At 49.4% G+C, this 13,460-nt stretch carries 14 protein-coding genes and 1 pseudogene; 2 read left to right on the top strand and 13 right to left on the bottom strand.

Annotated features, from left to right (window positions below; translation table 11 throughout):
• Nucleotides 1-143 precede the first annotated feature (143 nt).
• The 10 genes and pseudogenes from NDA02_RS00500 to NDA02_RS00455 form a co-directional block, all read right to left on the bottom strand.
• Nucleotides 144-1,406 carry an alpha/beta hydrolase gene (locus NDA02_RS00500; RefSeq protein WP_190794098.1) on the bottom strand — a complete coding sequence of 421 codons (1,263 nt, stop codon included), beginning with the start codon at nucleotides 1,404-1,406 and terminating at the stop codon, nucleotides 144-146.
• Nucleotides 1,407-1,473: 67 nt separating this feature from the next.
• Nucleotides 1,474-1,574: pseudogene (locus NDA02_RS00495) on the bottom strand (rubrerythrin); the annotation flags it as partial.
• Between the two features lie 182 nt (nucleotides 1,575-1,756).
• A complete protein-coding gene (locus NDA02_RS00490; protein WP_190794097.1) occupies nucleotides 1,757-3,004 on the bottom strand; it encodes an inner-membrane translocator in 1,248 nt (415 codons plus the stop codon).
• Nucleotides 3,005-3,067: 63 nt separating this feature from the next.
• A complete protein-coding gene (locus NDA02_RS00485) occupies nucleotides 3,068-3,895 on the bottom strand; it encodes an ATP-binding cassette domain-containing protein (RefSeq protein ID WP_190794096.1) in 828 nt (275 codons plus the stop codon).
• A 198-nt stretch (nucleotides 3,896-4,093) separates the two neighbouring features.
• Nucleotides 4,094-5,263 carry a sugar ABC transporter substrate-binding protein gene (locus tag NDA02_RS00480; RefSeq protein ID WP_190794095.1) on the bottom strand — a complete coding sequence of 390 codons (1,170 nt, stop codon included), beginning with the start codon at nucleotides 5,261-5,263 and terminating at the stop codon, nucleotides 4,094-4,096.
• 954 nt (nucleotides 5,264-6,217) lie between these two features.
• Nucleotides 6,218-6,649: a DUF4112 domain-containing protein gene (locus NDA02_RS00475; RefSeq protein WP_190794107.1), complete on the bottom strand. Its 432-nt coding sequence runs from the start codon at nucleotides 6,647-6,649 to the stop codon at nucleotides 6,218-6,220.
• 319 nt (nucleotides 6,650-6,968) lie between these two features.
• Nucleotides 6,969-7,505 (bottom strand): vitamin K epoxide reductase family protein, encoded by a 537-nt coding sequence (locus NDA02_RS00470; RefSeq protein WP_190794094.1) that lies wholly within the window; start codon nucleotides 7,503-7,505, stop codon nucleotides 6,969-6,971.
• A gap of 293 nt (nucleotides 7,506-7,798) precedes the next feature.
• Entirely contained in the window at nucleotides 7,799-8,320 is a 522-nt protein-coding gene (locus NDA02_RS00465) for a DUF2231 domain-containing protein (protein ID WP_190794093.1), read from the bottom strand.
• Nucleotides 8,321-8,459: 139 nt separating this feature from the next.
• Complete coding sequence (locus NDA02_RS00460) at nucleotides 8,460-9,197, bottom strand: DUF2993 domain-containing protein (protein ID WP_190794092.1); 738 nt, start codon at nucleotides 9,195-9,197, stop codon at nucleotides 8,460-8,462.
• Nucleotides 9,198-9,327: 130 nt separating this feature from the next.
• Nucleotides 9,328-10,209 (bottom strand): YihY/virulence factor BrkB family protein, encoded by an 882-nt coding sequence (locus NDA02_RS00455; RefSeq protein ID WP_190794091.1) that lies wholly within the window; start codon nucleotides 10,207-10,209, stop codon nucleotides 9,328-9,330.
• Nucleotides 10,210-10,436: 227 nt separating this feature from the next.
• Here NDA02_RS00455 and NDA02_RS00450 point away from each other — a divergent pair, with 227 nt between their 5' ends.
• Entirely contained in the window at nucleotides 10,437-10,910 is a 474-nt protein-coding gene (locus tag NDA02_RS00450; protein ID WP_190794090.1) for a hypothetical protein, read from the top strand.
• Nucleotides 10,911-10,970: 60 nt separating this feature from the next.
• On the top strand, nucleotides 10,971-11,459 hold the full coding sequence (locus NDA02_RS00445; protein ID WP_190794089.1) for an MgtC/SapB family protein: 489 nt from the start codon (nucleotides 10,971-10,973) through the stop codon (nucleotides 11,457-11,459).
• A 135-nt stretch (nucleotides 11,460-11,594) separates the two neighbouring features.
• On the opposite strand, the gene NDA02_RS00440 is transcribed toward NDA02_RS00445, so the two are convergent.
• From NDA02_RS00440 to NDA02_RS00430, 3 genes are all read right to left on the bottom strand, one after another.
• Nucleotides 11,595-11,936 carry a cupin domain-containing protein gene (locus tag NDA02_RS00440; protein ID WP_190794088.1) on the bottom strand — a complete coding sequence of 114 codons (342 nt, stop codon included), beginning with the start codon at nucleotides 11,934-11,936 and terminating at the stop codon, nucleotides 11,595-11,597.
• Nucleotides 11,937-12,071: 135 nt separating this feature from the next.
• Complete coding sequence (locus tag NDA02_RS00435) at nucleotides 12,072-12,263, bottom strand: hypothetical protein (RefSeq protein WP_190794087.1); 192 nt, start codon at nucleotides 12,261-12,263, stop codon at nucleotides 12,072-12,074.
• Nucleotides 12,264-12,290: 27 nt separating this feature from the next.
• A complete protein-coding gene (locus NDA02_RS00430) occupies nucleotides 12,291-13,355 on the bottom strand; it encodes a hypothetical protein (RefSeq protein ID WP_242067550.1) in 1,065 nt (354 codons plus the stop codon).
• Between the last annotated feature and the right edge of the window lie 105 nt (nucleotides 13,356-13,460).

Raw genomic sequence — 13,460 nt, 5'->3', positions numbered from 1 at the left:
GTGAAAAGTCATCATGATGACCGGAGCCGCCCCCCTAGCCTCCCAATTCTGGAGAATCTATTTGGCTTTAAGGAATTCAAAGTCCCTCAAAGTTGAGGAATTTAGGGGGCAATGTAGGCATGGGACACTTTTCAAACCGCCTCTTACGGCAGTTCCCTGAATGCCCAGGCAAGAAATCGCTCGGTGTAATACAAAGCAAGCTGATTACTCACGCCCTGAAAGACGGCATCAAAAGCGTGTTCTGCCCAGGGGATTTCTAGCCAAACCGCACGATTTCCCGATGCTTGCAGTTTTTCGTAGAGCTGCCGTCCAAACCGGGGCTGAACGAGGTGATCGCGCCCGCTATAAACCAGCAGTGACGGCGGCAAATTGGGCTGAATTTGATTTACTGGGGAAGCGGCTTGATACAGCTCCTGCAGTTGGTCTGGACTGCCTCCCAGAAACGATCGCAGCACCGCACGAGTGTCGATCGGGTCAGGAACCGGGGGTTTGTTGTAGCCTTCAAGCAGGTTTGTAGGACCGTAGTAGTCCACCACGGCTCGAATCGGTAACGGACTTTGCCCATAGGCTGCCATCAATGCCAGATGTGCCCCTGCCGATCGCCCTAGCAAGGCTACCCGCTGCCGATCAACTTCTAACGCTTCTGCCTGAGCCTGAATAAAAGACAGGGCAGTTTGAACATCTTCAAGCTGTGCCGGAAAGCGAAACTGGGGCGCATGACGGTAATCGATCGCCACCACGGTATAGCCCTGAGCTGCCATATAGCGGCTAAAGGTTTCGTCATTTGCAGGTGTGCCATTTTGCCATGCCCCGCCGTAGATAACGACGATCGTGGGATGCAGCCCCGCAGCAGCAGGACGATAAAGATTTAAGGTCAGCGTCACCTCCTCAACCTGAGCAAACGGAATGCCGCGATCGATTCGTACCGATGGCACAGCAATTCCCCGAAAGGCATCTGTCCAAACAAAAGGATGGGAGCGCAACCGTTGAGCGATCGGGGGCGTTGCAGTGAGAGCCGCTTTCCCTAATTGAGCCTCCATCTCCGCCGCAATCCGCGCATTGGCAGCCGGAAACTGAATCAGGGGCAGTAGACTGAGTGCCAGACCCAGCAGGCTACAGCCCAGCGCAACCCCAAAAATCCAGCTTGACTGAAGCCGCAGCACCACCAGCAGCAGAGCGATCGCATTGATCACAATCAGCCAAGGACTCACCTCTGGTGCACCAATTCCTAGCGGCAGCAGCGAAAAGGTGGGAGCCGGAACAACAATCCACAAACTGAGAAAACAGCCCACAATGCTCAAAATCCAGGGAAACCCTAGAGCGACCAGAAATGACCCCAACAGGGCTACCTTGCGTTTGAGCCCCTTGGCAGGCTGCGATCGATTGGTTGCGTTACGGTGAGCCATTGGCGAAGGTTTAAGAGCGAAGCGGCACAGGTCGAATACGAACAGTTCTCAGTCAGTGATAGTTTTCGATAGGTTTGGGGTGCAGCAGTCGGAAATGGGCAAAGGCGTGTTCGGTTTCCTGATAGCCGTCTCGCGAAACAGCCTGGTTAAATCCGTCATGCCCAGCTTTGGAGTTGAATCAGTCCATGAATTCTCTGAAAAAGATAAATCGGCTTATTCTATAGGATAATGCCCACCCGCTCCAATCATATTCTCAGTCCGCCCATTTCACAGAAATCCGCCCATTTGACAGAAAAGGGACACAGCAAGCCATGTCCCCGTGATCATTCACCTTTGATTGGTTAAGCCGGTCATTTCCCTCGGGCAAATCCAGCTCGACGCACGATCGCATCTGCCGTTACCGCCAGCACCAGCACTGCGCCCTGCACAATGTTTTTCACGCCCTGTTCCTGGTTCAGCAAGTCCAGACCGTTATCCAGACTGCCAATCACCAGCGCGCCCAAAATCACTGCCCAAACCGAACCTCGTCCACCAAAAAGGCTGACACCACCGATCACGGCTGCGGCGATCGCATTCAGCAGGAGAGTCGAGCTAATTTGCGTGGCAACAGCGGTACTGCGCGAAGTCATCATTACTCCGGCAAAGGCTGCTAGCGTCGAAGCCAGCACAAACACCGTCATTTTCATCCGCACTACGTTAATGCCTGCGCGACGAGCCGCTTCTGCGTTACCGCCGACTGCGTACAAATGGCGACCAAAGGGAGTCTTCTTCAGAATTAGCCAGGCAATGACTACCAGAGCGAGGGCAATCATCACCGCCTGAGGCACACCCTGATAAGCCTGGAACAGGAACACCACAATCAGAACAACTGCGGTTGCCGCCACAAGCTGAAGCACTGTTTGAGTTAAATGCTGCACCGGAAGTCCGGCAGATTTGCGTTGCTTCTGGTTGTACCACAGGCCTGCTGCATAAAGTGCCAAACCGAGCAGTGGCAATCCCCAGCTAAGAGCAGGCGGCAGATAGGTAGGAGCCAGAGAACGAATCACTGGATCACGCACCACCAGCGTTGTTTGTGGTCCCATCACTACCAGTAGCAGTCCGGCGTAGCCGATCGATCCAGCCAGGGTGACGATAAACGACGGAACACGCAATACCGCGACAAAAAATCCGTTAATGAGTCCAATGATCGCGCCTGCTAACAACGCCACCAGAATCGCCGCCCAGGGATTCCAGTTTTGATACACTGAAACCGTTGCCATAATTGCAGCACAGGCTTGGGCAACTGAGGCTAAACTCAAGTCAATTTCGCCCAGCAGCAGCACCAGCACGGCAGCAACGCTGAGAATGCTAATGGCAACAATTTGCTGCGTTAAATTTGACAGGTTTCTTGCCTGAAAGAAAACCCCGCTTGTAGCAACCTGGAAGTAAATAGTGATGAGTGCCAGGGTGATAATGACAGGAATGAAACCCAGATCGCCCTGCATCAACGATCGCAAATTGAACCGGGCACGCTGCGAAGAGGCTGGCGCTGCACCCGGTTGACGAACCAGAGACTGATTCTGACCACCCTTTTGAGGATTGGGATCTAAGCTTGTCATAATTAATTTATGAATGTTTGTGGAGAGTCATAATGCCTGTGAATTCCGTGAGTGAAGCTGAGTCTAGACTCCAGTAACATCGGTTTCGGTGACGGCTGCCGCATCTGCTCCGGTAATTGCCGCAACGACCGCTTCCCGATTCACATTTTGGGTTTCAAACGTTCGCACCCGCTGTCCTAACCGCATCACGACAATGCGATCGGTGACTTCAAACACATCGTGCAGGTTGTGGGAAATCACGACAACCGCCTGACCTTGCTGCTTCAGCCGATGGATCATGTTCAACACCTGTCGAGTTTGCGCTACACCGAGCGCAGCCGTTGGTTCGTCCAGCAACACAACTTTGGGCTGACGCAAAATGGTTTTTGCAACTGCCACACATTGCCGCTGTCCACCCGATAGCCCTGCTACAGTCGATCGCACCGAAGGAATTTTCACATCTAGCGTTCGCAAGACATCGATCGTCCTGCGCTCCATTTCTGCCTCGTCCAGCACTTTCAGCACACCCGGAATCAGCGTTCGATGTGCCTCGCGACCCAGCCACAGGTTTGCCACCACATCCAGGTTGTCGCAGAGTGCTAGGTCTTGATAAACCGTTTCAATGCCCAGTCGCGTTGCATCCTGCGGACCCTGAATCGTTACAGGCTGGTTATCAATCAGAACTTCGCCCTCGTCAGGAATGTATGCCCCTGACATGGTTTTAATCAGCGTTGATTTTCCGGCTCCGTTGTCGCCCACCAGTCCGACGACTTCTCCATCAAAAACTTCAAAATCGACGTGCTTGAGAGCCTGCACCCCGCCGAAGGATTTGCTGATATTTCTAAGCTGGAGCCGAGGAATGCCGTTGGTCGGCTGAACGTTAGGTCGCACCGAAAAAGAAGTGTCTGTCATGAGTTTTTCTTAAAGAGATGAGTGAGAGAGAGAATTGAGCGGTCGGGTGAGGGTGATAAGGCTCTAGAAGATCCCCCTAGCCCCCTTCAAAGAGAGAATTCGATCGTTCACCATTCCTCTTCAAAAGGGGGATTCCGGGAAATCTCAGGCACTCTGTCACACACCCAAAACCATCTGGAACTCCTTCTTAGTACAGGCTTAGTTACAGAAGCCCGTGTTGTCCTCAGACAGACCGCTACAAATTTGCTCCTTAGTCAAGTAGCCATCTTTAACCACCGTAGACTCGACGTTGTTCTTGTCTACAGCGATCGGCGTTTCCAGCACCGAAGGAATTTGTCCGCCGCCCTTTATTTCAGTTTGGCCGTTGACCTGCGAACTCACATCTTCGCCATTACTCAAAGCTGCAACCAGTCTTGCGGTCGCTTTTGCCTCTTGAGCAATTGGCTTATAAATTGTCATCGTCTGGTCGCCCGTGAGAATGTTTTGAATTCCCGTTGCGGTGGCATCCTGCCCGGTAACTAGCACTTTGCCGTTTAACTTTTGGGTACGCAGCGCAGCAATTACGGTGTTCGCCATGCCGTCATTAGCAACGTAAGCGATATCCACGTCATTGCCTTCCTTGGTCAGCACACCTTCCATGAGCGATTGCGCTCTGGCGTTGTCCCAGTTAGGCGTGTATTGGTCAAACACCAGGTTCAGGTCGCCGCTATCGATCAGAGGTTGCAATGCCTTGAGTGCGCCTTTGCGGAACAGCAGCGCGTTGTTGTCGGTTTGGGAACCGTTGATCATCACCAGCGTGGCTCCCTTTTGCAGATTCAAATTGCCTGCTTTGTACTGATCGACAATGTACTGTCCTTGAAGTTCGCCAACACGCTCGTTATCAAACGAAACGTAGAAGGCAGTATCCGGGTCTTGAATCAGACGATCGTAGGCAATTACCGGAACACCGCTTGCTTTTGCCTGCTGCACGATCACCGATGCCTGGTCGCTGTCGTTGGGGTCAACTACAAGAATACAGGCTCCTTTCGTCAGAGCTGCTTCTGCCTGGTTTTGCTGCGTGGTTGCGTTGTTGTTCGCGTTGGCATACTGAATCGTTACGTCCGGAATGGCTGCCTTAATTTCTCGCTCTAGCAGGGGACGATCGTATGCTTCGTAACGGGCGGAAGAATCAGATTCTGGCAGCAAAACTCCGACGTTCTTACAGCCCTTTGCAGCAGCAAACTCCGTATTCGCTGTATTGGCTCCACCCGCCGCTTCGGTATTTGATGCTGAGTTGCCTGCGTTGGGATTGTTACCGCTACAGGCTGCTAGCACGAGTATCCCCGCGATCGGCAACCAGCGGCGCATTGCTTTCGTCAACTGAAACATGGTCTAAAATCCCTCAGTGTCGATAGTAATAAATGAAAGATTGACAGGATTAACAGTGCAGATGTCTCAAAAGCGACAAGCTAGCCTAATGATTAAGGCTTAGTCACGGCAAACATCGACTCGATCGCAAATTCACTGCGTTGTATAAGCGCTTTCCGCACTGTTTTTCCACAAATTGCCAGCTCAGGCTTTTGGATTTAAACAAGATGAAGTGATGCTAAAAGCTGAAGGTGCTCAGTCGAAGCAACGCTTCTTAAACGTAGAATTACACTGCGCGTTTTAATCAGTATCTAAGATGGCTTTGTGGATAGCCATCCCTTGTAGGTCAGCCAAAAGCCTTTTGTAATGGCTTAGTTCTAATCTTGTTAAATTCTGCGCTTTCGATCGCTTCATAACCTGTTTAGGCATCAGCGAGACTCAGGCTTTCTCCCAAAGTTCAGCAGCGATTGAATTTAGGAGAACTGATCCTTCAACGGCTCTTATTTTGTGAAAGAATTATTTCGTTTTTCTCCTTTTACTTCTCCTCCTTTATTAGATAAATCATTAGACTCACCAGTCGTTTTAATCAGATTAACGCTGGGTTATCCTATTTATTTTTACAAGTTCAAAAATGAACTGTTCATAAATGCAATAAAATGTAATGCAAGTTTCAAGAAAAAGTAAAACGGATAGCAGAATGAAAGTTGTTTTTCTGTTTTGTAGTTTAAGCAACAAAATAACATCCACCGGATGGCGGATTTCGAGTAATTTTTTAATAATGTCTTAAAGCTTTGAAGCGCCTGTTTGAGAAGTGATAGTAATTACCCAAACTGCCCTGCCTTGCACTCCAATCCTAAAGAGAACCTCGCTCGCTTCAAGGTTCTCAATCTTGCTATTGTCGCTTTGACCCTAGCGGAAATTGCATTGAAGATCAGGATAAAATCATCCACCTGTAGGGGCCATCGATCGGGTGAATTACAACGCTATAGAATCTGCTGTAACTTTGTCCGGTGCAGTAACACTGGCAAGGTTAAGCGTGTCCTGTTCACTCAATTCGGGCTCAGCCGTTTGCAGATGCAGTTCTAGCAGTGTCAGGTTACGAATGTTGGATTTATAAAAAGCATCAAACAAATCGCCAATCAGAGGAACTGAACCTAAAATTGCTTCTAACCCTACGTTAAAAATCATCCAGCCTAAGACCGATCGCGGTAAACCGAAGCGAGCCGCCATCAAAATAATATAGGCAGAAATTCCGGTATCGACCGCATCTCCTAATCCCGGAATTAAGCCAATGATCGGGTCCCAGCCGACTCGAAATGGAGTACCCGGAATCCGAAACGCAGTGTCCATTAAGCGGCTAAATTTACGAATGCGATTGAGCGTAGCAAGACGTTCAGCCGTGTTCATTTCTATCTTGTTCATTCTTTTAATTGATCAATTAAATTGTTCAATGAATTATTTAATCATGAAGCTCTGCACCAGAAATGTCGTCTGCCTGAAGATAAAAGCTATTGATTCAAAAATCAGCTTCTTGTAGGAGTAGTGCTTGAACTGCCCCCCTAGCCCCCAATTCTGGAGAAACTGAGCGAATCACAGTCACATTCCAAGTCCCTCATAATTGGGGGACATGGTTGGGGACATAATTGGGGAATTTAGGGGGCGATGCAGAATTTCTAAAACTGCTGAAATCTCTTCTCAGTCAACTTGATTGACCTGCCTATGAAGACTATGAAGAAGTTTTCGATTGATTGCGATCGAGTAACACCTGCACTGCGGTCATTGCTTCAGGAAGCGACAGCACTACCGAAGCCGCAGAGCAAAGTGTTGCTACCTGGCAATAGGCGCAGAATGCTTTGTTTTCGCTCCATTCTTCGCGGGCGAGTTCCAGGGAAGCCACTGTGTCAATCATCGTTTTAGCAGACATAGCGATCGGTAAAAGGGGATTTTGCTGTGCCCGATTCGCGCCGCCTGCACCCGCCAGCCAGCCTGTAATGGCGTAGTTTGCCAGCATCATAAAGCCATCAGCGGTTTGGAGCCGACTGTAGGCATACTCAGACGCATCAACGCGATCGGAATCAAATCCTGGCAGAGGTGGATCGGGCAGTCCTTTCAAAATTCCGGTCTGATACATCGAGACGATTTGCGCCATCGTTGATCCGATCATCGACAAACCGATAATCCAACGTCGTCGCACCATATCAGGATGGTCACTCGTCCGCATTTCTTCGCTCAGTTGAGTCGGGCTAAGTTCAGTAATATTCATGTCGTTCGCTAGGTCTGCAAAGGGTAAAAAGATGAAGTTTTTTGAAATCCATGCTTCCTTCTAAGCTAAAAAGTTGCAGTCCTGATGCCCTCTCTCAATTGAATGAGAATGTTAAGCGAGAGGAATGAACGAAAGGAATGAACGAGAACCGTGAACGAGAATGCTGAATAAGAATGAAACGCAAACGAGAATCACAATTCATTCACAATTCATATAAAAAACCCCCGCTCATAAAACTTTGAACGAGGGTCGTTGATGCACAGCGAAAAAGAAAGCTGAAGAAAGCAAATCCCTTATTCGTTGCGACTGTTGTATCCGATAACAGCAACTTTATGACGATAAATTAGCTCTGCGCCATACCAACCAGTTATTGCTATCGCGCCTGCCACAATCGTCGAAATCAAAAGTCCGATCGGCACAATCACATTTGCATAGTTGCCGCCCAGCCGGATCAGCCAGTTCACCAGTGTTAATGACAGCAAGACAATATTGCCAATCATGTGAATCCAGCCTGCCCGACGTTTACGAACTCGGTTGATTCGCAAAAAGTCAGACATTCCGGTTACAGCAGCCACAATGCCGCTAATAAAGCCTGCTCCAATTAACCAGATTGAAGCCCTTGCCCAGAATTCATCTCCGGTAAGCAAAAAGCCCACATCGGTTGCAAATGCGGCAGACAGAAGTCCGATCGGAAAAGTCACCAGAAGCGGGTGAAGCGGATGCCCTGCAATTGCAACAGTGCTGACAATGCCACTATCGCGATATTCGCTTTCATGACTTTCGATTACAGGGGGAATATCAGGAGTTTGGGTCATAGATGTTTCCTTGCAGGTAGCGTCCAGATGCCAGCAAGCGGCAGGATGATGTTTTGCTATTAATCTAGGCGGCTAGAGAAATATAAACGTCTTTCCGAGGATATAGTTTGCCGCAGGACAGCCCGGCGCGAGTTTGCCATCAGGCAGAAGGAAACTCCTCGATCGTTGTCGTGGTGTTGAGGGTAAGCCGATCGGAATCCATATCAAGTCGTTGCAGCGTCAGCGACATTCCCTGGAGATTGAAGTTTCGCAGATCGAGAAACTCCATCATGGTATTACAGAGAGCATCCATGATTTCTGGGCTAAGTCCTTCTGCTTCAGTCGATAGAATATCCAGGCCAATGCGCTGTCCCTGCTCCTGCACTCTGGGAGTTGCGTTTGCTTTGAAGTGATGAGTTTCGTTGGTTTCCTTCAGCAAAACATCTGCTTCCAGCTCTAGCTTTTGGGCATCCAGCAAGTCAATTTTCGCGTTCGTGATATCAACTAAAACGGGCTGACCATTAACCTGAACGGTCACATTCTGTAGCTTTTCTCGCAGAAAATCTGAACTAAATGCCCGATTCAGATCATCCTCGTGCAGCACAAATCTTGCATTGGCATCAGCGGGCTGAGTCAGCTCAATCTTGCCAAACAAAGCACTGCCGGGATTGATGGCGATCGATCCAGTTCTGACCTCAAACGATTCCATCCTCAAGTCTTGATTCATCACTGCCCCTTCTCCGGCAACCGTGACAGAATCTACCTTGCCCTGCATCAGCTGAAACGGATTCGTCCGAATCTGCACATCCAGGTTTTCAACTTCATCAAGCTGACTCGTAATTCCCATTTCTGCGACTTTACTAAGAGCCTGTTCGCCCAAATCCGGTTCACCAATCATATTATTTTCCTTTCGTTCGAATGCAATTTTTTGCTTGACTTGCTGTAGCTAATTTATTGGGAATCAAAGCATGAGTAAATCTACATAGCAGTAGAACCCCGCTCGATTTGATCCCTGCCCTGAGAAAGACTTACCGTTCAACTAAAACTGCATTCTTTGTCGGACGAACCCGCATTCCGCGAGCATTACTATAGGCCTTGATAAACTCTGCACCAATTAATAAAATTTGCACAGAATAAAAGATCCAAATGAGAACGATCGCCAACGAAGCAGCTGCTCCATAGGAAGATGTAATGCTGCTGCTGCCTAAATAGGAACCTAGCAGAAACTTACCTAGGTTAAATAAAAGCGCAGTCACAATCGAACCAACCCATAGCGCCCGCGACGGAACTTTGACATCCGGAAGAACTTTGTAAATTAAAGCAAAAAGAACCGTAATGACGCCAAATGAGAGCAGGAAGTTAACCACGCGCCCCAGGAACGATAAAGTTGGGAAAAAGTGACTGATGTAGGCGCTAATTCCCGCCAAAACTGCGCTTAGCACCAGCGACACTAGCAGCAGGAATCCAATCACCAGAATCATCGCAAACGAGAGAAACCGATCGTGAATAAAATCCTTAATTCCAGCTCCTGGACGTGGCTCGACATGCCAGATCGTATTCAAGGCTTCCTGAAGCTGACCGAATACGCCAGATGCTCCCAGCAGCAGCGTGACAAGGCTGGCGATCGTCGCAAATACTCCGCCCGATCCGGCTCGATAGGCGTTTTGCAGCATTGCTTGAATCGCTTCTGCACCCTGCTGCCCAACTAACCCCTGAATCTGTCCAACAATTTCTCCGCGTACTGCTTCCTGCCCAAACACGGCTCCTGCGATCGCAATTACCAGCACCAGCAAAGGCGCAAGTGAAAACGTTGTATAGTACGCCAGTGCCGCTGCTAGAACTGCAACTTTATCTTTCTGCCATCCCAGTGCTGTCTCTTTGAGTATTCTCCCAACTGTCTTTAGCTTCATAAGCAGCAGCGTTTATGCTTGTATCGTTAAATGTTAATCCTTATTAAGCAATACCTTTGCTAATTTCGCCTCCTTCATCGGAGAGCTTAAGCATCATTCCGAATAAGTAACTTGTTTAAGAGTCACTGCTAATTCTGAAGCGAAGCCTACTCCCTCGGACGGACGATCGCAACTTTTAATCCTGTTAGGGTACGAATATTCGCCTTAAGTCATATAAAAATGAATTTATGTTTTCTGGTGAAAGCAATTCTTATTTCAACTTTGATCTAGATCAGGCATCCACAGATTCTACCCAGGTTCACTTCGTCGCGCTTCGTTCGGATGAGCCTGCATCAAAGACAAAGATTCAGCAAATTACAGAGCAGAAAGAATCGGTAAGCCATCCTGCGGTCAAGCCAATCGATTCCTTTGGTTCAAATCTAGTCTGGCTATTGCCGCTCTGGGGAGCAATTGTCTGGCTGCTGCTGCTTTGCACGGCTTCTGAAACCTGGAAATTGCTTCGCTCCAACGCCAACACTGCAAAACAGGATCAGCGGGTTCCTTGTAAAAACTGTCGCTTTTTCTCCAGCAATTTCTACCTGAAATGTGCAGTGCGCCCAGGCGATGCCCTCACCGATCGAGCGGTTGATTGCACCGATTTCTGCCAGAAATCCCTTACAGAAGAACCAAAGCCTCAAAGCAAGCACCGTATTGGACAGTAGCAATACCGTAGCAATCCAGTTCCTGCTAATGTGTTTCCCTGTAGGAATTTGAGGTTTGCAATGCAAGAAATTGCTGCAACAAGTTCATTGTTGCCCTATCCACCATTAAGCTTCCTTGAACTGCTGTTTCGCTTGGCGATTGCGCTGATTTTAGGGGCGATCGTCGGGATAGAGCGACAAATTCGTCACAAATCTGCTGGACTTCGCACTTATATGCTGGTGTCTCTGGGCACAGCGTTCCTGGTGCTGGTTCCGATTCAGGCGGGGGTGGCTCAAGAAAGCATCGAAGCTGTTAGCCGCTTGCTTCAGGGCATTATCACCGGGGTTGGCTTTATTGGCGGCGGCACAATTCTGCATCACGGTGGCAGAAACGGTTCAAAAGATGAGGTTCGCGCTCAGGGTCTCACTAGTGCCGCTGCCATCTGGGTCTGTTCGGGGCTAGGACTCGCCGCAGCTTTTGGACTCTGGCAGATGGGGCTAGTCGGGGCAGTTCTGACCTGGTTTATCCTGGATATTGTCAAGCGCATTGAGCCGCATATTGATCCCTGAGGAATGCCTGAGCAAGTTCTCCCACCATGGGGGGCAAGGGGCAATTCAGATGAAGTAGCCTGGCTTCTCCAGCATTCGAACTGCCCCTACGAGATTAATGGATCTAATCCAGGAAACGAAAATTTCCTTTTGTCCTTACTCGTCTCGCCCGTGAACCTGCGCTGGAGGACAGGTTGCTTCTACCGCCGTAAAAGGCTCCAGAATCTTGTAGCAGTGCATTGCTCCCTGAGGCACAACCCAAGAATTGCCCGCTTCCAGAATCACCATTTGCCCTTCGAGGTGCAGTTCTGCCCGACCTGCGATGACATAGCCCACAGTCTCATACTCACGGCTATATTCGCGGGTATCGCCTTCTCCGGGTTGCTCATTCTCCCAGAGACGCATCGATATTTTTTTGCCAGAAGCCAGATACTTCTGTCCCATTTCACCTTTTGGTGAAAATTCTGCATCGACTTTTTTCACTGTAGTATCAACCATTGATTTACTCCTGAATGTTTTTTGTTGGATCTCTGGTGTAACGATTGCCCGTGCCAAAGAATTGGGCTGTAAATGAACTTCTTCAATCGAGACAGTTCGCAAACTGCTCTGACCAAAAAGTTTCCAAAATGAAGATTAAGCTTCTTCTAACGCTTCCTCAGACTTTTCATTCACTCGATTGTTTAGGGGCGAACTCGATCGCAGTGCAGCATCTCCCAGCACGTCTTCAGGCGACCCTTGTTCGGGCTGATAGTCTGCGTCGGCGCTTTGCTGTCCCTGTAAACTCGGTTGCGTTTCTGATTGCGATTTACCTTGCTCCTTTGTCATATTGACCTCCTCAGCCAGATTAAATGGTTAATATCGAAAGATCGCCGCAACTGGGGCAGCATCGGGCACATCGTTAGGAGGCAGCGCGTAAACCATACCGCCATTTAAAATCGTTTGCACGGCTGCGGCATTGAGCAAATCTTCGTCTCCGGGCTGCCGCTCAGGGTGAATTTGCATCTCGTCGTTTTGCGGGTCAAATTTGCCCCAGGTCTGCACACCCACGGCTACAAAAAGCTGATCAACCCGTCCGTAATAGGCGGCTGAAACGGCTTCTTCAAGCTGAGTCGAGGTTTTTCCGGTGCTGGTAAGTTCGTGGTAGTGATCGATCGCCGCCTGTTTCTGCTGCATGTAGAAGGGTTCTACCATTGCCCAGGCTTTCTGGTGCAGGTCTTCAGGATTCACAACTCCGTCTTTGATCGGAATAATCTCAGTCTCTACTAAGTTTGCGTAGGTATTGGCTTCCCGATAGCTGGGCCGCAGGCGCTCGACTCCAGCCAGCACGAGCGGCGCACGCTGTCCGACCAAATACTTGTGCAGCCCAGCATCAACGGCATGGAAGAACTGTCCAAGTTCCATTTGCGGCTCGTCCTGGTCGGGGCTGCCCTGCCCGTGAAAGCTGCCTGCTTGGGGCATTGGGCTTGACGTGCCACCCTTTGAGGTGCTGATGCGGAACTGCCCTGTTTTGGCGGTGGGGTCGTATTGTAGGGCTTCGTCCAGGCTCGTGGGCAGATCTTCAAGCTGAATTTCACGAATGCTGTAGCGCGTTCCTTCAAAGAAATGAATCTCCTTCTCACTCAGCGTCAGCAGGAAAAACTTTCCGTCTCCGGTCAGCAGGGGCATGATCGGCTTCAGGTGAAAGCGCTCGCTCACGACGACTAATTCATTCAGCGCGATCGGCACTTTGTAGTAGCGCAAAAACCCGGGAGCAAGGAAAATGGCTAAGCCTTCGTTCTGGTTTTGCCAGAATTCTTCAATGTCGAGATCCCGCATCGGCTGCAAGAATTCCTCGATCTCGGTAGAGCGCATCTCGTAGTTTTCAAGCTGGGCTTCCGCCTGTCTCACCAGGTTTTTGAAGCGAATTCCGTTCTGCATGGTTTCAGAGCCCGCTCTTACCGTTGGTATGTACAGTGATACGCAAGGCTGCTCTGCTTGTTCAACCAGATTTTTTAATTCATCGATTGAAAGTAAACTCATAGT

The organism is Leptolyngbya sp. ST-U4, assembly GCF_039962215.1.
GTDB lineage: Bacteria > Cyanobacteriota > Cyanobacteriia > Elainellales > Elainellaceae > Leptolyngbya_A.
Note: the sequence above shows the minus strand (reverse complement) of the source record. Positions and strands in the feature narration are given on the sequence as shown.